The organism is Streptomyces sp. NPDC055966 (assembly GCF_042269865.1).
Taxonomy (GTDB): domain Bacteria; phylum Actinomycetota; class Actinomycetes; order Streptomycetales; family Streptomycetaceae; genus Streptomyces.
Genome location: NZ_JBHJYK010000022.1, coordinates 96395 through 120098 on the forward strand (window position 1 = coordinate 96395; position 23704 = coordinate 120098).

The following is a 23704-nucleotide window of genomic DNA, read 5'->3' on the forward strand; positions in this document are numbered from 1 at the left end:
ACGTCCTCCAAATCCGTGCAGCTGGGGAACACTTTGGTCCAGTGGACCCTCCCGTCTGTGACAACGCCAGGCGGCGGTCACGAGTTCCCTGTGTCCGTGCGGGCGTCGCTCGGCTGTACGGGTGACGTGCTGTTTCTTCCTCCCGCGCGCGTGGGGGTACGGATGCGGCACGCGCGCGGGGCGGTGTGTCAGAACAGTCCGGTGGAGGCGAACCGGAGGACCACCTGGGGTGCTCCGGACAGGGCGACGCCGAGGACTCCGGTGAGGGCGATGGCGGCCGTGAGAGGGGCCGGAACGCGGTGCCGCGCGGGCTCGCCCTCGGGGGCGCGGAACAGCAGGGCCGTCCACTGGAGGTAGTAGAAGAGGGCGATCACCACGTTGACGGCCATGACGACGGCGAGCCAGCCGAGGCCCGCGTCGACGGCCGCCGAGAACACGGTGACCTTGGCGAACAGGCCGATGACGCCCGGCGGGAGCCCGGCCAGGCACAGCAGGAAGAAGGCCAGGAGGAGCGCGGTGAGCGGGTTGGTGGCGTACAGCCCCCGGTAGTCGCTGATCCGGTTCAGGGCCCGGCTGCGGCCCACCAGGGCGGCCACCGCGAACGCGCCGAGGTTCACGGCCGCGTACATCAGCGCGTAGGCGACCGTGGAGCCGATCGCTTTCTGCGGGTCCTTGGCGTACCCGGCGGCGGCGATCGGCACCAGCAGATAGCCGGCCTGGCCGACGGAGGACCAGGCGAGCAGTCGTACGGCGCTGTACGCGCGCGTGGCCTGCTGGCGCAGGGCTCCGACGTTGCCGACGGTCATGGTGAGGGCGGCCAGGGCGGCGAGCGCGGGCCCCCAGACGTCGGCGTACGACGGGAACGCGACGACGGTGACGAGGATCAGGCCGGAGAAGCCGACCGCCTTGCCGACCACCGACAGATAGGCGGCGACGGGCAGCGGCGCACCCACGTAGGTGTCGGGCACCCAGAAGTGGAACGGGACGGCGGCGGTCTTGAAGGCGAAGCCGACGAGGGTGAGGACGACCCCGGTCTGGGCGAGGGTGTGCAGCTGTCCGTCGACGTGGGGCAGGCGCTGCGCGACCTGGGTGAGGTACAGGGTGCCGGTGGAGGCGTAGACGAAGCTGACGCCCATCAGGCTGACCGCGGTGGCCGTGACCGAGGACAGGAAGAACTTCAGCGCGGCCTCGGAGGAGCGCTTGTCGCCGTGCCGGATGCCGACGAGAGCGAAGGCGGGCAGGGAGGCGACCTCCAGGGCGACGATCAGGGTGGCCAGGTCGCGGGAGGCGGGCAGCAGGGCGGCGCCGGCCGCGGAGGACAGCAGCAGGAACCAGAACTCCCCCGCGGGGACCCGCTGCTCGTCGTCCTTGAGGTTCGTGACCGACAGCAGGGCCGCCAGCAGCGCGCCGCCGAGGACCAGGAACTGGATGACGAGCGTGAAGTGGTCGGCGGTGTAGCTGCACGCGCGCGTGGCGCGGTCCACGCAGAAGGTGCTGCGGTGCCCGTCCAGGAGAGGCAGCAGCATCAGCGCGGCCAGGGCCAGGCCGGCGACCGAGACCCAGCCCAGGACGGCCTTGCGGGCCTCGGGCAGGAACAGGTCGGCGACCAGCACCGCGAGCGCGACCGCGGCGGCGACGAGCGGCGGGGCGACGGCGAGCCAGTCGACGGACTGGACCAGCGACTCGGCGAGGGGCTGGGCGCTCATCGGGGGCCTCCTGCGAGGAGCTGGTGCACGGCCGGGTCGGTCAGGCCGAGCAGGGCCTTGGGCCACAGCCCGGCGCCGACGGTGAGGGCGACGAGCGGGGTCCAGGCGGCGAACTCGTAGCCGTGGACGTCGGCGAGCTTCGGGACCTCCTGTTCCGCGCCGCCCATACAGACGCGGCGGACCACGATCAGCATGTACGCGGCCGTCAGCAGGGTGCCGAACGCGCCGATCGCCATGAACGTGAGGAACGCGGGCCGACTGAGATCGGCGGCAGGCTTGAACGCGCCGAACAGGGCCAGCATCTCGCCCCAGAACCCGGCGAGCCCGGGCAGCCCGAGCGAGGCGACGGCGGCGAAGGCGAGCAGGCCGCCGAGGCGTGGGGCCCTGCCGTACAGGGCCGCGCCGCTCTCCTCGGCGAGGGTGTCCAGGTCGGTCGTGCCGGTGCGGTCCTTCAGGCCGCCGACCAGGAAGAACAGCAGCCCTGTGATGAGGCCGTGGGCGATGTTGGCGAACAGGGCGCCGTTCACGCCGGTCGGGGTCATGGTGGCGATGCCCAGCAGGACGAAGCCCATGTGGCCGACTGAGGAGTAGGCGATCAGCCGCTTCAGATCGCCCTTCGCGCCGCGCTTGGCCAGGGCCAGGCAGGCCAGGGATCCGTAGATGATCCCGACGACGGCGAAGGCGGCGAGGTACGGCGCGAAGGTGTGGAAGCCGTGCGGCGCGATCGGCAGCAGGATCCGGACGAACCCGTACGTACCCATCTTCAGCAGGACACCGGCCAGCAGGACCGAGCCGACGGTCGGGGCAGCGGTGTGGGCTTCGGGAAGCCAGCTGTGCAGCGGCCACATCGGGGACTTGACCGCGAGTCCGATCCCGATCGCCAGAACGGCGATGACCTGCACGGATGCGGTGAGCGACCGGCCGTTGTCAGTGGCGAGTGCCACCATGTCGAACGTGCCCGCCTTGATTCCGATCAGGAGCAGGCCGAGCAGCATGACGACGGAGCCGAGCAGCGTGAACAGGATGAACTTCCACGCGGCCCGGGTCCGCCCCTCGCCGCCCCAGCGGGCGATGAGGAAGTACATCGGAATGAGCACCGTCTCGAACGCGAGGAAGAACAGCAACAGGTCGAGGACGGCGAAGGTGGCGAGGGTGCCGGACTCAAGCAGGAGCAGCAGCGCGACGAACGCCTTGGGGGAGCCGCCCGTCGGCGGCTTGAAGTAGGAGTACAGCGCGCAGAGGAAGGTCAGCAGCGCGGTAAGGACCAGAAGGGGGAGGGAGATGCCGTCGATGCCGAGGTGGATCCGCACGTCGAGCGCGGGGATCCAGCTGATGTCGGTCGTGGCCTGCATCTTCGACGGGTGGTCGCTGTCGAAGCCGAGCGCGAGGACGATCGCGGCGATGAGGATCGCGCCGGTCACGGTGACGCCGTGGCGCAGCACGGCCTGCTCGGGCGACCTCCCCTTCAGCCCGGGCGGGGCGGGCAGGAGAGCGGCGACGGCGCCGAGGAGCGGGCCGACGACGACGAACGCCAGAAGGAACTGCATCACGGACTCGTTGATATCGATCACGCCTGCTCACGCTCCGGTGGCGACGAGGACGACGGCGACCGTCAGGACGACGGTGCCGGCGAGCAGCGCGCTCACGTAGGTCTGCACATTGCCGGTCTGCGCCCGCCGCACGGCGGCCCCGAGCACGCGGGGCAGGGCGGCCGCGCCGCGTACGTAGGTGTCGACGACCTCGCGGTCGAGGAATCGCACGAGGCTCGCCCCGGCCTGGACCGGGCGGACGAACAGGGCCGTGTACACGCCGTCCAGGTGGAAGCCGGTGGCCGCGTGCCGGTACAGCGGGCCGAGCAGCAGCCGCCCGGGGTCGGGCGCGTGGGCGAGGTCGCGGTCGGCCGGGCCCTGGCTGGCGAGGGCGTGTGCCTCGACGAGGCTCGCATCGCCCTCCGGATGCGCGGCGGCCTCGCCCTGGAGGTGCTCCCACTCGAAGGAGGGCGCGGGCGCCGCCGGGGTACGGGCGGCGATCGCACTGGTGCGCTGCCAGGCGCCGTAGGTGAGAAGGCCGCCCACCAGGGCGAGGCCGGTGCCGAGGATCGAGGTGAGGAGGGTGGGGGTCAGGTCGCGGCCGTCGAACCAGCCGGGCAGCGCGCGGTAGGCGAGCCCGCCGAAGGCCAGGGACGGCACGGCCAGGACCCACAGCACCGCGTTCATCGTCAGCGGCTGGCGGCCGTGGTCGGGCGCCTCGGTGCCCCGGCCGCGGAAGGCCAGCAGCCACAGGCGGGTCGCGTAGGCGGCGGTGAGCAGGGCCGTGAGCAGACCGGCGACGAGGACGATCCAGCCCGCCGCTCCTGGAGCGTGGCCGGTGTTCCCTGTGGCCACGTGCTCGGCGGCGCCGAGCACGGACTCCTTGGAGAAGAAGCCGCTGAACGGCGGGATCGCGGCGAGCGCGAGCAGCGCCACGGTCATCGTCCAGTAGGCGTCCGGGACGCGCTCGCGCAGGCCGTGCATGCGGGACATGGCCGCCAGCGAGTTGGTGCCGGCGGCGTGGATGATCACGCCGGCCGCGAGGAACAGCAGCGCCTTGAAGGCGCCGTGGGACAAGAGGTGGAAGACGGCGGCACCGCGGTCGCCGACGGCGAGGGCGCCGGTCATGTAGCCGAGCTGGCCGATCGTCGAGTAGGCGAGGACGCGCTTGATGTCGTCCTGGGCGAGCGCGGCGAGCGCCGAGCCGGCCATCGTGACGGCGGCCATGACGGCGAGGACGACCATCGCGGCCCGGGAGGCCTCGAACACCGGAAGGAGACGGGCGATGAAGTAGACACCGGCGGCGACCATCGTCGCGGCGTGGATCAGTGCCGAGACGGGCGTGGGGCCCGCCATCGCGTCCGGGAGCCAGGTGTGCAGCGGGAACTGCGCCGACTTGCCGGCCACGCCCGCCAGGAGCAGCAGGGCGGTCACGGTCGGGTGGTCGAGACCGCCGCTCGTCACCGCGCCGAGGATCCGGGTGATGCGGAACGATCCGGCGTCGGTGCCGAGGGCGAACAGGCCGATGAGGAACGGCACGTCGCCGAGCTTGGTGACCAGGAAGGCCTTCAGGGAGGCGGCGCGGGCCTCGGGGGTCTCCCAGTAGTGGCCGACCAGGAAGTAGGAGCAGATGCCCATGACTTCCCAGCCGACCAGCAGCACGATCAGGTCGCCGGAGTAGACGACCAGGAGCATCGCGGAGGTGAACAGGGAGACGAGAGCGGCGTAGGACGGGTAGCGCGGGTCGTCGCGCAGATAGCCGGTCGAGTAGATCTGCACGCAGGACGCGACGAACGCGACCAGGATCGCGACGAGTGCGGCGAAGCCGTCGATGTGCAGGGCCAGCTCGATCGGGACCGAGCCGGTGGGTGTCAGTTCCGTGTGGGCGTCGACGGCCCGGCCGCCGCCCTGGTCGGCGGCGACCAGCGCGGCGAGGACGAGCGAGACCAGCGGCGGCAGCACGGCGAGCGGGCGGACGAACCGGGGGGCGGTGCGGCCGAGCAGCAGGCCGGCCACGGCACCCAGGAACGGCAGGAGGGGGACGAGGACGGCGAGGTGGATCGTGGTCACGCGGTGGCCTCAGCCTTCTCGGCCGCGGAGGTGCCGGGGCCCTCGGTGCCGGGGCCGCCGGCCTCGGGGCCCTCGGCGGTGTCGCGGAGCTTGTCGATGTCGGAGGTGCCGCGGTTGCGGTAGACGGCGAGCACGATCGCCAGGCCGATGCCGATCTCGGCGGCGGCGATGGCGATGGTGAACAGGGTCAGCGCCTGGCCGGAGTGCAGGGTGTCCCTGGCGGCCCGGCTGAGCCAGACGTCGAAGGCGACCAGGTTGAGGTTGACGGCGTTGAGCATCAGCTCGACCGACATGAGGACCAGGATCGCGTTGCGGCGGGCCAGGACGCCGTACAGGCCGGTGCAGAACAGGAGGGCGGAGAGGACGGCGGGATAGGCGAGATGCATCAGTGGGCGCCTTCCGGCTCGGCCGGGTGAATTCCGGAATCCGTGCCCGAATCCGTGACGGACGGGGAACTCTCGGTGACCGCTCGGGAGTTCACAGGGGGAGGGCCCGACTCCGCCTTCGCCTTGCGGGACAGGACGATCGCGCCGACCAGGGCCGCGAGGAGGAGGACGGACAGGGCCTCGAAGGGCAGCACCCAGTGCCGGAACAGGCTCTCGCCGGTGACGCGGGTGGTGCCGGCGGCGGGGCCGGTCAGGTCGATCCACGTGGTGCGGAAGGCGTCGACCACCACCCACACCAGCGCCGCGGCGGCGACGGCCGCGACGGCGAGGGCGACCCAGCGGTTGCCGGAGTCGGCGTCCGGGGACCGGCCGATCGGCGCCTTGGTGAGCATCAGACCGAACAGGAGGAGGACGACGACGGAACCGACGTAGATGAGGACCTGCACCCAGGCGATGAACTCGGCGGTGAGCAGGAGGTACTCGACGGCGAGGCCGCCGAGCGCGACCACCAGCCACAGGGCGGCGTGCACCAGTTGACGGGTGGTGACCGTGATCAGGGCCGCGCCGAAGGTGGCGAGGCCGACGAGCAGGAAGGCGATCTCGACGCCGGTCGGGGACAGGAACCCGTGCGGGGCTGCCGCCAGGCTCACGGCTGCGGCGGGGCTCACGACTGGCCCTCCCCCGGTTCGGCCTGCGCGGCCGCCAGCTTCTCGGCGGTCTTGCGGGCGGCGGCGATCTCCTTGGGCTCCTCGGCGCACGGGTCGAGGGCGGGCGGGGCCGGGACGGTCCACATCCACTCGCGGAGCTTGTCCCGCTCGTGGGTGAGGTCGTGGATGTCGGTCTCGGCGTACTCGAACTCCGGGGACCAGAACAGCGCGTCGAAAGGACAGACCTCGATGCAGATACCGCAGTACATGCACAGGGAGAAGTCGATCGCGAACCGGTCGAGGACGTTGCGGCTGCGCTCGCGGCCGCCGGGCGCGGCGGGCGGGACGGTCTCCTTGTGGGAGTCGATGTAGATGCACCAGTCCGGGCACTCGCGGGCGCAGAGCATGCAGACCGTGCAGTTCTCCTCGAACAGGCCGATCACGCCACGGGTGCGCGGCGGCAGTTCGGGCTGGGCGTCCGGGTACTGCTCGGTGACGGACTTGCGCGTCATCGTGCGGAGCGTGACGGCCAGGCCCTTGGCGAGGCCGCTGCCAGGAATGGGGGCCATCAGCTGATCACCACCTTGACGATGCCGGTGAGGGCGATCTGGGCGAGGGAGAGGGGGACGAGGAGGGTCCAGGAGAGCTTCTGGAGCTGGTCCTCGCGCAGGCGGGGATAGGTGACACGGAGCCAGATGACGACGAAGGCGAGGATCGCGGTCTTCAACAGGGTCCACAGCCAGCCCAGGCCGGCGGCGCCCCAGGGACCGTGCCAGCCGCCCAGGAAGAGGACGGTGGTCAGACCGCACAGGACGACGATGCCGGCGTACTCGGCGAGGAGGAACAGTGCGAAACGCAGTCCGGTGTACTCGGTGTACGCGCCGAAGATGATCTCCGAGTCGGCGACGGGCATGTCGAACGGCGGGCGTTGCAGCTCGGCGAGTCCGGCCACGAAGAAGACGAGCGCGCCGACGATCTGCCAGGGCACCCACCACCAGTGGAAGGCGTGCAGGATGCCGGGCAGGGAGACCGTGCCCGCGGCCATCGCGACCGAGGCGGCGGCCAGCAGCATCGGCAGTTCGTAGGCGAGGAGTTGCGCGGCGGTGCGCAGGCCGCCGAGGAGGGAGAACTTGTTCGCGCTGGCCCAGCCGGCCATCAGCGAGCCGAGCACGCCGACACCCATCACCGCGAGCACGAAGAAGACGCCCGCGTCGACGACCTGGCCGACCGCGCCCTCGCTCGGGCCGATCGGGACGGCGAGCAGCACGAGGAGGTACGGCAGCAGGGCGACGGCGGGGGCGAGCTGGAAGACGCGGCGGTCGGCGCCGGCCGGGACCACGTCCTCCTTCTGCGCGAACTTCACGCCGTCCGCGATGAGCTGGGCCCAGCCGTGAAAGCCGCCCGCGTACATCGGGCCGAGGCGGCCCTGCATGTGGGCCATCACCTTGTGCTCGGTCTGGCCGACGATCAGCGGGAAGGTGAGGAAGACGACGAACACGACCAGGAGTCGCAGGGCGACGTCCAGCGTGTCGTTCACTGCGGGCCTCCTGTGGGGTCGCCGCCGGGGGTGCGGTCGGGAGTGCTGGGGGGTTCGGGGCGCTCGGGCGGTTCGGCGGTTGCGGAGCCGGCCGGCCCTTCGGCTTGCCCGCTCTCCGGCTCGCGTTCCGGCCCGCTCTCGGGTTCGGTCTCGGGTTCGCGCTCCGGCTCGGGCCGGGACGTCGGCCCGGACGCCGCCTCCGGCTCGTCGAAGGCCGGGCGGGCGTGGTGCCAGGGGGCGTCCGAGCTGTGCGGGGCCGTGCTGCGCCGGGCCGGGCGGGACGCGCCCTCCGGTTCCGCCGGTGCCTGCTCCTGGCCCGGAGCCCGGCCTTGCTCCTGCTGCTGCGCCTGCTCCGGCATCGGTGCGTCGGCCCGCTGGGAGGCGGAGCCCTGGGAAGCGCTGCGCGAGCGGCGTGGGCCGGTCGGTGTCGCAGCAGCCGACGGCTCCGCCGAGGCGGCCTCGCCGGCCCCGGCCTCCGGCACCGGCCGGCCCGTCTCGCCTCCGCCCTCGCCCTCGCGCTCGCCCTCGGCCGGGGCCGGCGTCTGGCTCGCCGAGCCCTGGCTCGCGCTCCGCATCCGGCGCGGCCGGGCACCCGCACCGGTATCGGCGGCCGGAGCTCCCGCCACGGTCCCGGCGGCCTCCGTCGCGGCGCCGGAGGTCTGGCTCGCGGAGCCCTCGGTGGCTGTGCGGGTGCGCCGTACCGGGCGGTCCCCGGCGGCGGGCGCGCCCGCGCGGGCCGGGCGGTCGCCCGCCGCGCGGCCTGCCGCCGCGCCGCGTGCCGGGCGGGCCGGAGCCGGGGGGAGCTGGCCCTTCAGCGGGCCCCACTCGTTGGGGTCGGGGACGCCCGGGGGCAGCATCTGGCGGCGCTTGGGCCCGGCGTGTGCCGCACCCGCCGCAGGTTCCCCCGGCTCCTTCGCGCCCGGCCAGGCCTTGGCCACGCGGGCGGCGAGGACGAAGTCCTTGCGCAGGGGGTGGCCCTCGAAGGTCTCGGGGAGGAGGAGGTGGTCGAGCCCCGGGTGGCCCGTGAAGCGGACGCCGAACATCTCGTGGGTCTCGCGCTCGTGCCAGGCGGCGCCCGCGTACACGCCGACGGCGCTGGGCAGTTCCGGCGCCTCGTGCGGGAGTGTCGTACGGACGAGGAGGCGGCGGACCGGGCCGAGGGCGACGACGTGGGCCGAGACACGGAAGCCCGTGCCCGGTTCGTCGACGGCGCTCAGCCAGTCGAAGTAGGTGCAGCCCAGGGTCGTACGGGCCGTCTCCAGGGCGGTGAGCCAGGTGGACGGCGGTACGTCCACGGTCAGGACGTCGTACGACTCCTCGGCCGTGGCGTCCGTGCCGAAGAGGTCCTCGACCGGGGCGGGCAGCCAGCCGACCGTGCTCATCACGCGCCCCCCTCGGCAGCGGGCGCCGGCGGCTTCACCAGGTCGCTGGTCAGGGCGGCCACCGACGGCCGGGCGGACCCGGTGCCGTAGCGCTCCTCCAGCGACTCGCGGGCGATCTTCTCCTGGAGTTTGAGGATGCCCTGGAGCAGCGCCTCGGGGCGCGGCGGGCAGCCGGGGACGTAGACGTCCACGGGGATGATCTGGTCGACGCCCTTGGTGACGGAGTAGGAGTCCCAGTAGGGGCCGCCGCAGTTGGAGCAGGCGCCGAAGGAGATGACGTACTTCGGCTCGGGCATCTGCTCGTACAGGCGCTTGACCGCCGGGGCCATCTTGTCCGTGACCGTGCCCGACACCACCATCAGGTCGGCCTGGCGGGGGCCCGGCGCGAAGGGGATGACGCCGAGGCGGATGAAGTCGTGCCGGGCCATCGACGCGGCGATGAACTCGATCGCGCAGCAGGCGAGGCCGAAGTTGAAGACCCAGAGCGAGTAGCGGCGGCCCCAGTTCAGGATCACCTTCATCGGCTCGGGGGCCAGCCGGGCCAGCGCGCCCAGACGCTTCGGTTCCGGCAGCAGCACGGGCTCGGAGACGGACTCGGTCGCCGACGGGTTCCCGTCCACCGAGTGGTTCACGTCCATGTCAGGACGCCCTTCTTGTATGCGTACAGCAGGCCCACGGCGAGGAAGCCCAGGAAGACGAACATCTCCACGAGGGTGGTCGCGCCGTAGCCGGGGGCGGCGAAGACCGTCGCCCAGGGGAACAGGAAGATCGAGTCGACCGCGAAGATCACGTACAGGAAAGCGTAGACGTAGTAGCGGACCTGGGTGTGGGCCCAGCCCTCGCCGACCGGGTCGACGCCGCACTCGTAGGTCAGGAGCTTCTCGGGGGTGGGGACGACGGGGCGCAGCAGACGGCCCGCGCCGAAGGCGACGGCGACGAACAGCACGCCGACGAGCGCGAGCAGGCCCACCACCGAGTAGGACCGGAAGTAGCCGGCCGCGATGACGTGCGCCGTGGCGACCCCACCGTCCCCCAACGTCTCCCGCACCGTCCGTCCCTCATTCCCTGACGTCGTGGCCTGCATGACCCGAGTGAATTCGGTGATCCCATGTGATTCGAGGATCTGTACGCACGGGAGTCTAGGCCCTGATAAAGAGACGGTAAGCAGCCCGTCATCGGGTGAGACGGCTGGCGGCGGGCCGGGGTTCGACGGGGGTGGGGTTTTCCCCCGCGAGCGGAGGGCGGCGTACCGCATGGCGCCGGGGGCTGCGCGCACGGCAGGCTGGCTGCTATGACCGCTCCCAGCTCAGCCGTCGGCGCGGCAGACGGCACCGACCGCCTGCCGCCGCCGCGGCCGGCCTACGACGCGCACACCTGGAAGGAGATCGCGTATCTCCTGCTGAACCTGCCGCTGGCGGTGTTCGGCTTCGTGTACGCGCTCACCGCGCTGTCCGTCGGCGGGTCGCTCTCGATCACGGTGATCGGCCTGCCGCTGCTGGCGCTGAGCCTGCTGGGTTCCCGGCAGCTGGGGAAGCTGCAGCGGGCCCGCGCCCGCCGGCTGCTCGGGGTGCGGGTGGAGGAGCCGACCCCGCTGCCGTTCGCCAGGGCCGGGAGCCTGACGCAGCGGCTGTGGCTGGCGCTGAAGGACCCGGTGGGCTGGCGGACGATGCTGTACGACCTGGTCCGGCTGCCCTGGGGCGTCCTCACCTTCTGCGCCACGCTGATCTCGTTGATCGCGCTGTGGCCGGTGCTGCCGTATCTGGCCCGGGGCCTCTCGAACGTGGACCGGGCGCTGGTGCGCGGGCTGCTGTCGCCCTCGGACGAGCTGGAGCGCCGTATCGCCGAGCTGGAGTCGGACCGGGGGATCGTGGTCGACACGGCCGCCGCCGACCTGCGCCGCATCGAGCGCGACCTGCACGACGGGGCGCAGGCCCGGCTGGTGAACCTGGCCATGGGGCTCGGCCTGGCCAAGGAGAAGCTGCTGGAGGACCCCGACTCGGCGGCGGCGATGGTGGAGGAGGCGCACGGCGAGGTGAAGCTGGCCCTTCAGGAGCTGCGCGATCTCGCCCGCGGCATCCACCCGGCCGTCCTGACCGACCGCGGCCTGGACGCGGCCCTGTCCTCGGTGGCCACGCGCTGCACGGTGCCGGTGAAGGTCACCGTGGACCTGGCCACCCGCCCGGCGCCCGCCATCGAGGGCATCGCCTACTTCACGGTCTCCGAACTGCTCCAGAACATCAGCAAGCACAGCGGCGCCCGGGGCGCCTCCGTCGACGTCTGGCGCGCCGAGGAGCGGCTGCTGATCCAGGTCCGTGACGACGGCCGGGGCGGCGCGCGCCTGGACGGCGGCACGGGGATGCGGGGGCTCGCCGAGCGGCTGGGCGCGGTGGACGGCCTGTTCGTCCTCGACTCCCCGGCCGGCGGTCCGACGGTGGTCACGGCGGAACTGCCGTGGCGGGACCGGACCGAGTAGCCACGCCCACGCCCGCGCGCAGACGCGCCCCCGTGCGGTGCGGGGCGGGGGTGGGGAAAACCCCCGGGTGGAGACGCCGACGGCCTCCATGGCCCGCGGAGCCGCGACGCACGACCGTAGAAGCACAGCCTCACAGGACAGCCGCAGAGGCGCGGCCGCAGAGACACGGCCGACACGACGAGAACGGAACGAGAATCGATGGCCATGGAGTACGGACACGGGTATGAGCGGGGGCAGGGGCGGCCCGCCGGAACCGGCCACCGGCTGCCCGCCGGACTGCGGGCGCCGTTCGAGGCGCGCAGCTGGCGTGAGTTCGGGTACGTCCTGCTGAGCCTGCCGGTCTCGACCGTGCTGTTCGCCTGGACGGTGACGATGGTGTCGCTCGGGGCGGGCCTGCTCGTCACCTTCCTCGGGGTCCCGGTCCTCGCGGCGGCGCTCGCCGGCTGCCGGGGCTTCGGCGCACTGGAGCGGGCGCGGGCGCGCGCGCTGCTCGGGGTGGAGGTGGCCGCGCCGGAGCCGCTGCGGGTGCGCAAGCCGGGCGTGCCGGCCTGGGTGGGCGCGGTCCTCAAGAGCGGCGCCTCCTGGCGGAGCACGCTGTACGCGCTGGTGCAGTTCCCCTGGGCGGTGTTCTCGTTCGTGGTGGCGGTGATCCTGTGGCCCCTGGGCTGGTCGCTGCTGACCTACCCGCTGTGGTTCTGGGTCTTCCCGGCCTACGTCGGCCAGGGCGGCCTTCAGCTGTACGGCGACGAGCACCACAGCGTGTACCTGGACAACCCGTTCGAGATCACCGTGACCGCGCTGGTCGGGCTGCTGGTCACGCTGGCCACGCCGTGGATCGTCCGGGCCCTGACGACGGTCGACGGGCTGCTGGTGCGCGGGCTGCTGGGGCCGTCGCCGCTGTCGGCGCGCGTGGTGGAGCTGGAGTCGGACCGGGGCGTCGTGGTCGACACGGCCGCCGCCGACCTGCGGCGCATCGAGCGCGACCTGCACGACGGGGCGCAGGCCCGGCTGGTGAGCCTGGCGATGGACCTGGGGCTGGCGAAGGAGAAGCTCCAGGAGGACCCGAAGGCCGCGGCGCAGATGGTGGAGGAGGCGCACGGCGAGGTGAAGACCGCGCTCCAGGAGCTGCGCGACCTCGCCCGCGGCATCCACCCGGCCGTCCTGACCGACCGCGGCCTGGACGCGGCCCTGTCGGCGGTCGCCTCGCGCTGCACGGTGCCGGTGCGGGTCGAGGTCGACCTGCCGGGCCGCCCGGCGGCCGCCATCGAGGGCATCGCCTACTTCACGGTCTCCGAACTGCTCCAGAACATCAGCAAGCACAGCCGGGCCCGGTCCGCGTCGGTGGACGTGTGGCGGGCGGAGGACCGGCTGATGCTCCAGGTGATCGACGACGGGGTCGGCGGCGCGGACGTCTCGCGCGGCTCGGGTCTGGCCGGCCTCGCCGGACGCCTGGACGCGGTGGACGGCGTCCTCGTGGTGGACTCCCCCGCGGGCGGCCCCACCCGGGTCATCGCGGAACTGCCCTGGCGGGCCTGAGGCACACCCCCCCCCGCCCCGGCACCGCACTCCCCTGGAACCCCCTTCTCCGAGGGCGGGGTTCCCAGGTGGGGCGGCGGGCCGGGGCGATTGCTGGAATGCTTGACCTCCGTACGGACCGTAGGGACGAACACCGTCGGAGAGCGGGCATGGGGGGCCGGGAGATCGTGGAGAACAGGGTGCGGGTGGTCATCGCCGAGGATTCGGTGCTGCTCAGAGAGGGTCTGACCCGGCTGCTGACCGACCGCGGGCACGATGTCGTGGCCGGTGTCGGGGACGCGGAGGCGCTGGTGAAGACCATCGCCGACCTCGACGGACAGGGCGCGCTGCCCGACGTGGTGGTGGCGGACGTACGGATGCCGCCGACGCACACCGACGAGGGCGTGCGCGCGGCCGTGCGGCTGCGCAAGACGTATCCGCGGCTCGGGGTGCTGGTGCTGTCGCAGTACGTGGAGGAGCGTTACGCCACCGAGCTGCTGGCCGGTTCCAGCCGGGGCGTGGGCTATCTCCTCAAGGACCGGGTCGCCGAGGTGCGCGAGTTCGTGGACGCGGTGGTGCGGGTCGCCGAGGGCGGTACGGCGCTGGACCCGGAGGTGGTCGCGCAGTTGCTCGGCCGCAGCCGCAAGCAGGACGTGCTGGCGGGGCTGACACCGCGCGAGCGCGAGGTGCTCGGGCTGATGGCCGAGGGCCGTACGAACTCGGCGATCGCGCGGCAGCTGGTGGTCAGCGACGGCGCCGTGGAGAAGCACGTCAGCAACATCTTCCTGAAGCTCGGCCTGGCGCCGAGCGACGGCGACCACCGGCGGGTGCTGGCCGTTCTCACGTATCTGAACTCCTGACGGCCGCCTCCTCCGTGCCCGCCCCGTCAGCTCCGCGTCAGACCGTCCGGCTTCTGTGGGAGGCGGGCGGGGAACCGTGGAACGTGCGGGGAGCGCCTTGACCGGTGCTCGAGCACGGCGGGACATCATGGAAGCCAGCTAGCCAAGCCAGCGCGACAGGCCGTCTCGAAATGTCGTCCAATCGGTGGATGGCCTCGGGAAGGCGACCCTAACCGACGTAGGGTTGATCTGGGATGGTCCGTGGGACGGCCAACCCCCGGACAGCCGCCTCGAAGGAGGTCCAGTTCAGTGACCAGCCAGGTCAGCAGCCCAGCGGAGCAGGCCGACGGAAACGTCGTGGGAGAGCAGCGCGATCCGGGCGACGCGAAGGACGTGCGGCGTCTGGACCGGGTGATCATCCGGTTCGCGGGGGACTCGGGTGACGGCATGCAGCTCACCGGTGACCGTTTCACCTCGGAAACCGCTTCCTTCGGCAACGACCTCTCCACCCTCCCCAACTTCCCCGCCGAGATCCGCGCCCCCGCCGGCACCCTGCCCGGCGTCTCCAGCTTCCAGCTGCACTTCGCGGACCACGACATCCTCACCCCGGGTGACGCGCCCAACGTGCTCGTCGCGATGAACCCGGCCGCGCTGAAGGCGAACATCGGCGACCTGCCGCGCGGCGCCGAGGTCATCGTCAACACGGACGAGTTCACCAAGCGCGCCCTGCAGAAGGTCGGCTACGACGCCTCCCCGCTGGACGACGGCTCGCTGGACGGCTACAACCTGCACCCGGTGCCGCTGACCACGCTCACGGTGGAGGCCCTGAAGGAGTTCGACCTCTCCCGCAAGGAGGCCGAACGCAGCAAGAACATGTTCGCGCTGGGCCTGCTGTCGTGGATGTACCACCGGCCGACCGAGGGCACCGAGAGGTTCCTGAAGTCGAAGTTCGCGAAGAAGCCCGAGATCATGGCGGCGAACATCGCGGCGTTCCGCGCGGGCTGGAACTTCGGCGAGACGACGGAGGACTTCGCGGTCTCCTACGAGGTCGCCCCGGCCGCCAAGGCCTTCCCCGTGGGCACCTACCGGAACATCTCCGGCAACCTCGCCCTCGCCTACGGCCTGATCGCGGCCTCGCGCCAGGCGGACCTGCCGCTGTTCCTGGGCTCGTACCCGATCACCCCGGCCTCCGACATCCTGCACGAGCTGAGCCGGCACAAGAACTTCGGCGTACGCACCTTCCAGGCCGAGGACGAGATCGCGGGCATCGGCGCGGCGCTCGGCGCGGCGTTCGGCGGCTCGCTCGCGGTGACCACGACGTCCGGCCCGGGTGTGGCGCTCAAGAGCGAGACGATCGGCCTGGCCGTCTCCCTGGAACTGCCGCTGCTGGTGGTCGACATCCAGCGCGGCGGCCCGTCGACGGGTCTGCCGACCAAGACCGAGCAGGCGGACCTGCTCCAGGCGATGTACGGCCGCAACGGCGAGGCACCGGTGCCGATCGTCGCCCCGAAGACCCCGGCGGACTGCTTCGACGCGGCCCTGGAGGCGGCCCGGATCGCGCTGACGTACCGCACGCCGGTGATGCTGCTCTCCGACGGCTACCTGGCCAACGGCTCGGAGCCCTGGCGGATCCCCGACCTGGACGAACTGCCGGACCTCACCGTCCAGTTCGCGCAGGGCCCGAACCACACCCTGGCCGACGGCACCGAGGTCTTCTGGCCCTACAAGCGGGATCCGCACACCCTGGCCCGGCCGTGGGCGATCCCGGGCACGCCGGGTCTGGAGCACCGCATCGGCGGCATCGAGAAGCAGGACGGCACCGGCAACATCTCCTACGACCCGGCCAACCACGACTTCATGGTCCGTACCCGCCAGGCCAAGATCGACGGCATCACCGTGCCGGACATCGAGGTCGACGACCCGGACACCGCGCGGACGCTGGTGCTGGGCTGGGGCTCGACGTACGGACCGATCACGGCGGCGGTACGACGCCTGCGCCGCTCCGGCGAGTCGATCGCACAGGCGCACCTGCGCCACCTCAACCCCTTCCCGCGGAATCTCGGTGAGGTGCTGCGGCGTTACGACAAGGTGGTGATCCCCGAGATGAACCTCGGGCAGCTCGCCACGCTGATCCGGGCGAAGTACCTGGTCGACGCCCACTCCTGCAACCAGGTCAACGGCATGCCGTTCAAGGCGGAACAGCTCGCCACGGCGCTGAAGGAGGCCATCCATGACTGACGCCGGCAACGGGCTGCTCCAGCTGGTCCCCAAGGCCGAGGCCAAGCAGTCGATGAAGGACTTCAAGTCGGACCAGGAGGTGCGCTGGTGCCCGGGCTGTGGTGACTACGCGATCCTGGCCGCCGTCCAGGGCTTCATGCCCGAGCTGGGCCTGGCGAAGGAGAACATCGTCTTCGTCTCCGGCATCGGCTGCTCCTCCCGCTTCCCGTACTACATGAACACCTACGGGATGCACTCCATCCACGGGCGCGCCCCGGCGATCGCGACCGGGCTCGCCACCAGCAGGCGGGACCTGAGCGTGTGGGTGGTCACCGGTGACGGCGACGCGCTGTCCATCGGCGGCAACCACCTGATCCACGCCCTGCGGCGCAACGTGAACCTGAAGATCCTGCTGTTCAACAACCGGATCTACGGCCTGACCAAGGGCCAGTACAGCCCGACCTCCGAGGTCGGCAAGATCACCAAGTCGACCCCGATGGGCTCCCTGGACGCCCCGTTCAACCCGGTGTCGCTGGCCATCGGCGCCGAGGCGTCCTTCGTGGCCCGCACGATCGACTCCGACCGCAAGCACCTGACCGAGGTGCTGCGCCAGGCCGCAGACCACCCGGGCACGGCCCTGATCGAGATCTACCAGAACTGCAACATCTTCAACGACGGCGCCTTCGACGCCCTGAAGGACAAGCAGCGGGCCCAGGAAGCACTGATCCGCCTGGAGCACGGGCAGCCGATCCGCTTCGGCGCCGACGGCGCGCGCGGTGTCGTACGCGACCGGGCCACCGGCGACCTCGAAGTCGTCACCGTGACCGCGGAGAACGAGGCGGACATCGTGGTCCACGACGCGCGCTCCGCGTCCCCGACCACCGCCTTCGCCCTCTCCCGCCTCGCCGACCCCGACACCCTGCACCACACCCCGATCGGCGTCTTCCGCAACGTCGAACGCCCGGTCTACGACACCGCGATGGCCGACCAGCTGGACACCGCCGTCGAGCAGAAGGGCAAGGGCGACCTCGCCGCGCTGCTGGCCGGGGGCGACACCTGGACGGTCGTCGGCTGAAGCGTCAGCTCTCGTCTCTCTCGCTCGGCTACGAGGCCCGGGACTGGATTTCCCGGGCCTCGTCGTATGCCCGCCGGGCACCGAGCACGTCGTCCATGCGCCGCGCGGTCCACTGCGCCAGCGCCCGCACCTGCTCCCCCGCCTCGCGGCCGAGGTCGGTGAGGGAGTAGTCGACACGGGGCGGGATGACGGGCTTGGCGTCCCGGTGGACGAGGCCGTCGCGCTCCAGGGTCTGGAGGGTCTGCGTGAGCATCTTCTCGCTGACCCGGCCGATCGCGCGGCGCAGTTCGCTGAAGCGGTACGGGCGGTCGAGGAGCTGGATCAGCACCAGCACACCCCAACGGCTGGTGACATGCTCCAGGACCAGGCGCTGGGGGCACATCGCCTCGCCGCCGCCCTTCCACTCACTTACCGACATGCGGGTACCTTACTTCAAAGTGGGTACTTTCCAACAGTTAGCGCCACTCCTAGGGTTAGCGAAGGACGCACCCGAGAAGGAGATCGCACATCATGAGCATCGTCGTCACCGGAGCCACCGGACACCTCGGCCGCCACGTCGTGGAGCAGCTGCTGGAAAAGGTTCCGGCGGAGCAGATCACCGCCGTCGTGCGCGACGAGCAGAAGGCCGCCGACCTCGCGGCCCGCGGCGTACGGCTCGCCGTCGCCGACTACAACGCGCCCGAGACCTTCGGCAGCCTCTTCGCCGCCGGCGACAAGGTCCTGCTGATCTCGGGCAACGAGTTCGACAAGGGCCGGGTGGCGCAGCACAAGGTCGTCATCGACGCGGCGAAGGCGGCCGGCGTTGCGCTGCTCGCGTACACCAGCGCCCCGGGCACCCTGAAGGCCGCCCTCGCGGACGACCACCGCGCGACCGAGGAGGTGCTGCTTGCCTCCGGCCTGCCGTACACGCTGCTGCGCAACGGCTGGTACTTCGAGAACTACACCGAGAACCTCGCACCGGTGCTGGAGCACGGCGCCGTCGTCCAGGCCGCCGGCGCCGGCCGGATCTCCGCCGCCTCCCGCGCCGACTACGCCGCCGCCGCGGTCGCGGTGCTGACCGGCGAGGGCCACGAGAACAAGACCTACGAGCTGGGCGGCGACGAGCCCTTCGGCTTCGCCGAGTACGCGGCCGAGCTCAGCCGGCAGACCGGCAAGGAGATCGCCTACACCCCGGTCACCCCCGAGGTGCTGACCGGCATCCTGACCGGCGCCGGGCTGCCCGCTCCGCTGGCCGGGATCCTGGCCGAAGTGGACGCCTCCATCGAGAAGGGCGAGCTGGTCGTCACCACCGGCGACCTCACCCGTCTGACCGGCCGCCCGGCGCAGTCGCTGGCGGAGGCGGTCAGCGCGGCCGTCAAGGGCTGACCCTTCCGCCTCCACCGGGTTTCCACCGGCTGTCATGACCGTATACCGATACGGGCATGACAGCCGGGGGTGCTCGGCACTACCTTCGTTCTCGCGCGCGCGTGTGCCGATGCACCACGAGAAGGAGGGGCCGTGAGCGGGACGTCCAAGAACTCCGGGAGCTCCGGAAGCGAGGACCGGACAGGCCTGCTGAACGGCTTCGCCGCCTATGGCATGTGGGGGCTGGTCCCCCTCTTCTGGCCGCTGCTGAAACCCGCCGGCGCGGTGGAGATCCTCGCCCACCGCATGGTCTGGTCCCTGGTCGTCGTCGCCGCCGCGCTGCTCTTCGTACGGCGCTGGGCCTGGGCCGGAGAGCTGCTGCGCCAGCCGCGCCGGCTCGCGCTCGTCGCCGTGGCGGCGACCGTCATCAGCGTGAACTGGGGCGTCTACATCTGGGCCGTGAACGCCGGCCATGTGGTCGAGGCCTCGCTCGGGTACTTCATCAACCCGCTGGTGACCATCGCGCTGGGCGTGCTGCTGCTCAAGGAACGGCTGCGGCCGGTGCAGTGGGCGGCGGTCGCGACCGGCCTCGCCGCCGTCGTCGTGCTGGCCATCGGCTACGGCCGCCCGCCGTGGATCTCGCTCGTCCTCGCCTTCTCCTTCGGCACCTACGGCCTGGTGAAGAAGAAGGTCGACCTCGGCGGCGTCGAGTCACTGGCCGCCGAGACCGCGATCCAGTTCCTGCCCGCGCTCGGCTATCTGCTCTGGCTCGTCGCCCATGGCGAGTCCAGCTTCGTGAACGACGGCTCCGGGCACGCCGCCCTGCTCGCCTCCACCGGCCTGGTCACCGCGCTGCCGCTGGTCTGCTTCGGCGCGGCGGCGATCCGCGTGCCGCTGTCCACGCTGGGCCTGCTCCAGTACCTCGCCCCCGTCTTCCAGTTCCTGCTCGGCATCCTGTACTTCCACGAGGCCATGCCGATGGAGCGGTGGGCCGGCTTCGCGCTGGTCTGGCTGGCGCTGATCCTGCTCACGGGCGACGCGCTGCGCTCCGCGCGCCGCACGCGGCGGTCGCTGGTGGTGGCGCGCGGCGGCCAGGCCGAGTCCGCCGCGGTGGACGCCTGACGGCTGTTCCACGGCCACGGCCGTCGTGGCGGGCCGCGGTCGTGTCCGACGGCCGCTGTCAGTGGCGCGCGCTATAAGTGACAGCCATGTCGACACAGACGCCCGCACCCCTGCACTGGAAGCTCGTCATCGACGCGGCCGACCCGCACGCCCAGGCCGACTTCTGGGCCGCGGCGCTGCACTACCCGGCCGAGGACAACAGCGCCCTGATCGAACGGCTGCTGTCCGCCGGCGCGCTGCCCGGCGAGGCCACGGTCGAGTACCACGGCCGCCCCGCCTTCCGTGACCTGATCGCCGTACGGCACCCCGACGACCCGTACGACCCCGCAACCGGCACCGGGCTGGGCCGGCGCCTGCTCTTCCAACGCGTCCCGGAGCCGAAGACGGCCAAGAACCGGCTCCACCTCGACCTGCACGCCGGCCCGGAGCGGCGCGCGCAGGAGGTGGCCCGGCTGGAGGCGCTGGGCGCGCGCGTGGTGCGCGAGGTGACGGAGCCCGCCGGGCAGTGGGTGGTGCTGACGGACCCCGAGGGCAACGAGTTCTGCGTGCAGTGAGCCGTGCGGTGAGCCCCGTGGGACCTCGCTCACGGCTGTACGGCGGCCGGGCTCACGGCTGTGCGGCGCGGGCCGCCCGGTCGGTCAGGCGGCCCATGCGGGCGCGGGCGGACTCCAGGGGGTGCAGGTCGTCGGCGGCGGGACCCGGCTCGGCGCTGAGGTCCGTCCACAGCTCGATCAGGTCGCGGCCCAGCCGCAGGCCCTCCTCGGGGTCACGCACCGCACGCCAGGCGGTCGCCGCGCTGCGGACGTTGCCGTAGGCGGCTTCCGCGTCCCGCGCCTGCCGGCGCAGCCGGGCGAGGTCCAGGGACTGCTCGAAGGCGCGGACCGGCTCGCCGCCCAAGTAGGCGATGTAGGCGGACAGTTCACGCAGGTGCAGCACCTCGGCATGGCCGGGGCCCAGCACGGTGGAGGCCTCGGTGACCGTACGGTCGGTGAGCTCCGCCGCCGCCTCGATCCGGCCCGCGCGCACGGCCTCGTTGATCCGCGTCATCGGCTCGGTCAGCAACTCGGCTCCCTCCGCCGTCTCCGTCAGCGGCCCGTCCCCGAGCACCTCCTCGGCGACGGCGTCGAACCCCCGGGCCGGCGTGTGGGCCGCGACCGGCGCCTCCGGCTCGGCGTACAGGGGGAGAGAGACCGAGAGGGAGGGGGAGGAGGCGGCGGGAGCAGGGATGTGGTCGGGGGTGGGGAGGGGTGCGGCTTCGGGCGCGGGGGCGACGGAAGAGGGAGTGGAGAGGGCGGAGGGAGCGGAGGGAGCAGCAGCCGTGGTGGCGGTTGTGGTGGCGGCGGCCGCCACCGGCGCGTCCATGACCGGCGGGGGGCCGAACTGCCCCGTCGGCACCCGCGCCGTCCCGGCCTTCGGTTCCGGGCACGACCCGGCCTGCTCCGCCGGCTGCGCCTTCTCCGCCTCGCGCGGCGGAGCCGTCCGCACCGGCTCCCCCATGACGCGGCTGGAACCGTCCGCCGAGACCTCCAGGGGAACCATGAGGCCCACCCGGTCGTCCTGGATCGTGGCACGTATCGGGGCGCCGAGGCTGATGGCGAGGCGCTGGAGGCGGTTCAGGACCGTCTGGTGGATCTCCTCGCCCGGCACGGCCGCCACCGACGTCCCGCCCACCGACGCGCCACCCGCGCCGAACACCCGGACCGGCACCGCCGCCCGGTGCTCCGCGGGCCGCTGCGCCCGCTTCTTCTCGAAGCTCAGTCGAGACATCGGTTTTCCCTCACTCCCCCGGCGTCGCGATTCCGGTCGTACGCGTCCTGCCCACCAGTGTCTCCGCTCGCCTCGGCTTCCGGGTCACCGCACCGTCACAGCCTCGCACCAGCCGCCTCCCGGGAGCATGCTCAGCGGCGGCGCGAAGACGCTCTTCGCGCGGGCCCGGCAGGGGCTCAGGCGCTGATGTCCTTCGTCGTGAACCTCGCCCAGGCCGCCGTGCCGAACACGGCCGCGTACAGCGCTTGGAGGCCGAGGTTCTTCTCCAGGCCGTCCCAGTAGACGGGGTCGCGGATCAGGTCGGCGAAGGACAGCCAGTAGTGCGAGAAGAAGTACGGCTGGAGGGCGTGCAGCTGGGGTATCTGGTCGAGGATCTGGACGGTGATGAGCAGCCCCACGGTGGTCGCCATCGCCGCGATGCCGCTGTTCGTGAGCGTCGAGACGAACAGGCCGAGGGCGGCCACGCCGACCAGGGAGAGGGCGACGACCAGGGCGATCAGCAGGGCTCGGCCGAGGCCCTCGGCGAAGCTGATCTGCGTGCCGGATATCGTCGTGAGGTCGCCCAGCGGGAAGAGCAGCACGCCGACGATCAGTGCCGAGACGGCGACGACCAGGGTGGCCAGCAGGCAGAAGGCCATCACCGTCGCGTACTTGGTGAGCAGCAGCCGGGTGCGGCCGGCCGGGGCGACCATCAGATAGCGCAGCGTGCCCGCGCCCGCCTCGCCCGCTATCGCGTCCCCCGCGACGACGCCGACGGCCATCGGCAGGAAGAACGGCAAGGTCGCGGCGAGTGCCGTGAACACCAGGAACAGGCCGTTGTTGGTGATCTGCGAGATGAACGCAGGGCCCTGGCCGCCGTGGTCCGCCGACCCGCCGCCGCGCGTCTCGATCTTCACCGCGATCCCGACCAGCACCGGCACCGCGGCCAGCACCCCGAGCAGGGCGAGCGTGCGCCAGCGTCGGACGGTCGTGACCAGTTCGCTGCGCAGCAGCCCGAACGTCCACAGCGGGCTCGGCCGGCGCACGGCGGGGACGAGGGCCGCCCCGGACCCGGGAGCCCTCTCGGACAGGGGATCCGTCTCAGCCCGCGACATCGAAGCCCTCCCCCGTCAGTGCCACGAACGCGTCCTCCAGCGAGGCCCGTTCGAGCGCGAGGCCGCGCACCCGCACGCCCGCCATGACCAGCGCGGCGTTCACCTCGGCGAGGTCCCGCGCGGGCGGTTCGCCGGTGACCCGGTCGCCGTCGGCGGTGACGTCCGCGACGCCCTGTTCCTTCAGCACCCGGGCAGCCTCGGCCGGATCCGGGGTGGTCACCACCAGCCGGCCGCGCGCCCCGGCAGCCAGGTCGGCCACCGCGCCCTGTGTGACGAGCCGGCCCTGCGCCATGACCGCCGCGTGCGTGCACACCTGCTCGATCTCGTCGAGGAGGTGGGAGGAGAGAAAGACCGTCGTGCCGTCGGCGGCCAGCTCTCTGATCAGGGTGCGGATCTCCCGCATGCCCTGCGGGTCGAGGCCGTTGGTGGGCTCGTCCAGGACGAGCAGCCGGCGCGGCTGGAGCAGGGCGGCCGCAAGACCCAGGCGCTGCTTCATGCCCAGCGAGTACGCTCTCGCCTTCTTTCCGGCGGCCGCCGCGAGGCCCACCCGGTCCAGGGCGGCGGCGACGCGGGCGCGCCGGGTGCGCGGGTCGGCGGTCGGGTCGGCGGCGTCGTAGCGCAGCAGGTTGTCCCGGCCGGAGAGGAAGCCGTACAGCGCGGGGCCCTCGATGAGCGCGCCGACCTCGGGCAGCACGGAGCGGGCCGCCCGGGGCATCGGGCGGCCCAGCACCCGGGCCGTGCCTGCGGTCGGCTCGATCAGGCCCATCAGCATGCGGATGGTCGTGGTCTTGCCCGAGCCGTTCGGACCGAGGAAGCCGAAGACACTGCCGGCCGGGACGGTCAGATCCAGACCGTCCACGGCGAGCTGTCCGCCGCGGTAGCGCTTGGTGAGACCGCGCGTGGCGATGACGCTCGCCTCGGCCTGCCCGGGGGCATGCCGCTCGGCGTCCCCCGCCTCCCGCTCCGTGGCGGACGGTCCGTCCATCGGCTCCCCCTCGGTT

General features: G+C 72.3%; 22 protein-coding genes. 8 read left to right on the forward strand and 14 right to left on the reverse strand.

Annotation, left to right across the window (positions count from 1 at the left end; all coding sequences use genetic code 11):
* Window positions 1–188: 188 nt before the first annotated feature.
* The 10 genes from ACFC8N_RS37205 to ACFC8N_RS37250 are packed head-to-tail and all read right to left on the reverse strand — an operon-like array spanning window position 189 to window position 10305.
* The gene (locus ACFC8N_RS37205) at window positions 189–1706 is read right to left on the reverse strand and encodes an NADH-quinone oxidoreductase subunit N (RefSeq protein WP_356027483.1); all 1518 of its coding nucleotides are present in this window, start codon (window positions 1704–1706) and stop codon (window positions 189–191) included.
* Window positions 1703–3277, reverse strand: a complete 1575-nt coding sequence (locus tag ACFC8N_RS37210; RefSeq protein WP_356027486.1) for an NADH-quinone oxidoreductase subunit M — start codon at window positions 3275–3277, stop codon at window positions 1703–1705. The genes ACFC8N_RS37205 and ACFC8N_RS37210 overlap by 4 nt, the downstream gene beginning before the upstream one ends.
* Before the next feature lie 6 nt (window positions 3278–3283).
* The gene (locus ACFC8N_RS37215; protein ID WP_376293441.1) at window positions 3284–5305 is read right to left on the reverse strand and encodes an NADH-quinone oxidoreductase subunit L; all 2022 of its coding nucleotides are present in this window, start codon (window positions 5303–5305) and stop codon (window positions 3284–3286) included.
* A complete protein-coding gene (gene nuoK / locus ACFC8N_RS37220; RefSeq protein WP_356027491.1) occupies window positions 5302–5691 on the reverse strand; it encodes an NADH-quinone oxidoreductase subunit NuoK in 390 nt (129 codons plus the stop codon). Before nuoK ends, ACFC8N_RS37215 begins: the two co-directional genes overlap by 4 nt.
* Entirely contained in the window at window positions 5691–6359 is a 669-nt protein-coding gene (locus ACFC8N_RS37225) for an NADH-quinone oxidoreductase subunit J (RefSeq protein ID WP_376293442.1), read from the reverse strand. Before ACFC8N_RS37225 ends, nuoK begins: the two co-directional genes overlap by 1 nt.
* Window positions 6356–6907, reverse strand: coding sequence for an NADH-quinone oxidoreductase subunit I (locus tag ACFC8N_RS37230; protein WP_356027493.1), 552 nt, complete (start codon window positions 6905–6907; stop codon window positions 6356–6358). The genes ACFC8N_RS37225 and ACFC8N_RS37230 overlap by 4 nt, the downstream gene beginning before the upstream one ends.
* Window positions 6907–7875 carry a complex I subunit 1 family protein gene (locus ACFC8N_RS37235; RefSeq protein ID WP_356027495.1) on the reverse strand — a complete coding sequence of 323 codons (969 nt, stop codon included), beginning with the start codon at window positions 7873–7875 and terminating at the stop codon, window positions 6907–6909. The genes ACFC8N_RS37230 and ACFC8N_RS37235 overlap by 1 nt, the downstream gene beginning before the upstream one ends.
* A complete protein-coding gene (locus ACFC8N_RS37240; protein ID WP_376293445.1) occupies window positions 7872–9257 on the reverse strand; it encodes an NADH-quinone oxidoreductase subunit C in 1386 nt (461 codons plus the stop codon). The genes ACFC8N_RS37235 and ACFC8N_RS37240 overlap by 4 nt, the downstream gene beginning before the upstream one ends.
* Window positions 9257–9895 carry an NADH-quinone oxidoreductase subunit B family protein gene (locus ACFC8N_RS37245; protein WP_356027500.1) on the reverse strand — a complete coding sequence of 213 codons (639 nt, stop codon included), beginning with the start codon at window positions 9893–9895 and terminating at the stop codon, window positions 9257–9259. The genes ACFC8N_RS37240 and ACFC8N_RS37245 overlap by 1 nt, the downstream gene beginning before the upstream one ends.
* Window positions 9886–10305 (reverse strand): NADH-quinone oxidoreductase subunit A, encoded by a 420-nt coding sequence (locus ACFC8N_RS37250; RefSeq protein WP_356027503.1) that lies wholly within the window; start codon window positions 10303–10305, stop codon window positions 9886–9888. Before ACFC8N_RS37250 ends, ACFC8N_RS37245 begins: the two co-directional genes overlap by 10 nt.
* A gap of 243 nt (window positions 10306–10548) precedes the next feature.
* On the opposite strand from ACFC8N_RS37250, the gene ACFC8N_RS37255 reads away from it, so the two are divergent.
* From ACFC8N_RS37255 to ACFC8N_RS37275, 5 genes are all read left to right on the forward strand, one after another.
* Window positions 10549–11730 carry a sensor histidine kinase gene (locus ACFC8N_RS37255; protein ID WP_376293448.1) on the forward strand — a complete coding sequence of 394 codons (1182 nt, stop codon included), beginning with the start codon at window positions 10549–10551 and terminating at the stop codon, window positions 11728–11730.
* A 198-nt stretch (window positions 11731–11928) separates the two neighbouring features.
* Complete coding sequence (locus ACFC8N_RS37260; RefSeq protein ID WP_376293451.1) at window positions 11929–13266, forward strand: sensor histidine kinase; 1338 nt, start codon at window positions 11929–11931, stop codon at window positions 13264–13266.
* A 149-nt stretch (window positions 13267–13415) separates the two neighbouring features.
* Window positions 13416–14105: a response regulator transcription factor gene (locus ACFC8N_RS37265; RefSeq protein ID WP_356027510.1), complete on the forward strand. Its 690-nt coding sequence runs from the start codon at window positions 13416–13418 to the stop codon at window positions 14103–14105.
* A gap of 288 nt (window positions 14106–14393) precedes the next feature.
* On the forward strand, window positions 14394–16322 hold the full coding sequence (locus tag ACFC8N_RS37270; protein ID WP_376293454.1) for a 2-oxoacid:acceptor oxidoreductase subunit alpha: 1929 nt from the start codon (window positions 14394–14396) through the stop codon (window positions 16320–16322).
* A complete protein-coding gene (locus ACFC8N_RS37275; RefSeq protein WP_356027515.1) occupies window positions 16315–17376 on the forward strand; it encodes a 2-oxoacid:ferredoxin oxidoreductase subunit beta in 1062 nt (353 codons plus the stop codon). Before ACFC8N_RS37270 ends, ACFC8N_RS37275 begins: the two co-directional genes overlap by 8 nt.
* 28 nt (window positions 17377–17404) lie before the next feature.
* Here the strand turns inward: ACFC8N_RS37275 and ACFC8N_RS37280 are convergent, their stop codons facing one another.
* Window positions 17405–17794 carry a helix-turn-helix domain-containing protein gene (locus ACFC8N_RS37280; RefSeq protein WP_356027517.1) on the reverse strand — a complete coding sequence of 130 codons (390 nt, stop codon included), beginning with the start codon at window positions 17792–17794 and terminating at the stop codon, window positions 17405–17407.
* Between the two features lie 92 nt (window positions 17795–17886).
* Between ACFC8N_RS37280 and ACFC8N_RS37285 the strand changes: the two genes are divergently transcribed.
* The 3 genes from ACFC8N_RS37285 to ACFC8N_RS37295 all read left to right on the forward strand — a co-directional run bounded on the left by ACFC8N_RS37285 (window position 17887) and on the right by ACFC8N_RS37295 (window position 20396).
* On the forward strand, window positions 17887–18741 hold the full coding sequence (locus tag ACFC8N_RS37285; protein WP_376293457.1) for an SDR family oxidoreductase: 855 nt from the start codon (window positions 17887–17889) through the stop codon (window positions 18739–18741).
* Between the two features lie 132 nt (window positions 18742–18873).
* The gene (rarD, locus tag ACFC8N_RS37290) at window positions 18874–19842 is read left to right on the forward strand and encodes an EamA family transporter RarD (RefSeq protein WP_356027523.1); all 969 of its coding nucleotides are present in this window, start codon (window positions 18874–18876) and stop codon (window positions 19840–19842) included.
* 86 nt (window positions 19843–19928) lie between these two features.
* Complete coding sequence (locus tag ACFC8N_RS37295; protein ID WP_376293460.1) at window positions 19929–20396, forward strand: VOC family protein; 468 nt, start codon at window positions 19929–19931, stop codon at window positions 20394–20396.
* Between the two features lie 52 nt (window positions 20397–20448).
* Here ACFC8N_RS37295 and ACFC8N_RS37300 read toward each other — a convergent pair whose 3' ends face one another.
* The 3 genes from ACFC8N_RS37300 to ACFC8N_RS37310 all read right to left on the reverse strand — a co-directional run bounded on the left by ACFC8N_RS37300 (window position 20449) and on the right by ACFC8N_RS37310 (window position 23688).
* Window positions 20449–21609, reverse strand: coding sequence for a hypothetical protein (locus ACFC8N_RS37300; protein WP_376293463.1), 1161 nt, complete (start codon window positions 21607–21609; stop codon window positions 20449–20451).
* Between the two features lie 176 nt (window positions 21610–21785).
* The gene (locus ACFC8N_RS37305) at window positions 21786–22703 is read right to left on the reverse strand and encodes an ABC transporter permease (RefSeq protein WP_376293466.1); all 918 of its coding nucleotides are present in this window, start codon (window positions 22701–22703) and stop codon (window positions 21786–21788) included.
* On the reverse strand, window positions 22690–23688 hold the full coding sequence (locus tag ACFC8N_RS37310; RefSeq protein ID WP_362822969.1) for an ABC transporter ATP-binding protein: 999 nt from the start codon (window positions 23686–23688) through the stop codon (window positions 22690–22692). Before ACFC8N_RS37310 ends, ACFC8N_RS37305 begins: the two co-directional genes overlap by 14 nt.
* Window positions 23689–23704: the final 16 nt, after the last annotated feature.

Excerpts from the sequence above, each read along its gene's own strand:
- ACFC8N_RS37285 (WP_376293457.1), top strand. The coding sequence starts at position 17,887 with ATGAGCATCGTCGTCACCGGAGCCACCGGACACCTCGGCCGCCACGTC.
- ACFC8N_RS37275 (WP_356027515.1), top strand. The coding sequence starts at position 16,315 with ATGACTGACGCCGGCAACGGGCTGCTCCAGCTGGTCCCCAAGGCCGAG.
- ACFC8N_RS37240 (WP_376293445.1), bottom strand. The coding sequence starts at position 9,257 with ATGAGCACGGTCGGCTGGCTGCCCGCCCCGGTCGAGGACCTCTTCGGC.
- ACFC8N_RS37300 (WP_376293463.1), bottom strand. The coding sequence starts at position 21,609 with ATGTCTCGACTGAGCTTCGAGAAGAAGCGGGCGCAGCGGCCCGCGGAG.
- ACFC8N_RS37205 (WP_356027483.1), bottom strand. The coding sequence starts at position 1,706 with ATGAGCGCCCAGCCCCTCGCCGAGTCGCTGGTCCAGTCCGTCGACTGG.
- ACFC8N_RS37260 (WP_376293451.1), top strand. The coding sequence starts at position 11,929 with ATGGCCATGGAGTACGGACACGGGTATGAGCGGGGGCAGGGGCGGCCC.
- ACFC8N_RS37280 (WP_356027517.1), bottom strand. The coding sequence starts at position 17,794 with ATGTCGGTAAGTGAGTGGAAGGGCGGCGGCGAGGCGATGTGCCCCCAG.
- ACFC8N_RS37245 (WP_356027500.1), bottom strand. The coding sequence starts at position 9,895 with ATGGACGTGAACCACTCGGTGGACGGGAACCCGTCGGCGACCGAGTCC.
- ACFC8N_RS37310 (WP_362822969.1), bottom strand. The coding sequence starts at position 23,688 with ATGGACGGACCGTCCGCCACGGAGCGGGAGGCGGGGGACGCCGAGCGG.
- ACFC8N_RS37295 (WP_376293460.1), top strand. The coding sequence starts at position 19,929 with ATGTCGACACAGACGCCCGCACCCCTGCACTGGAAGCTCGTCATCGAC.
- ACFC8N_RS37305 (WP_376293466.1), bottom strand. The coding sequence starts at position 22,703 with ATGTCGCGGGCTGAGACGGATCCCCTGTCCGAGAGGGCTCCCGGGTCC.
- ACFC8N_RS37265 (WP_356027510.1), top strand. The coding sequence starts at position 13,416 with ATGGGGGGCCGGGAGATCGTGGAGAACAGGGTGCGGGTGGTCATCGCC.
- ACFC8N_RS37255 (WP_376293448.1), top strand. The coding sequence starts at position 10,549 with ATGACCGCTCCCAGCTCAGCCGTCGGCGCGGCAGACGGCACCGACCGC.
- nuoK (WP_356027491.1), bottom strand. The coding sequence starts at position 5,691 with ATGCATCTCGCCTATCCCGCCGTCCTCTCCGCCCTCCTGTTCTGCACC.
- ACFC8N_RS37230 (WP_356027493.1), bottom strand. The coding sequence starts at position 6,907 with ATGGCCCCCATTCCTGGCAGCGGCCTCGCCAAGGGCCTGGCCGTCACG.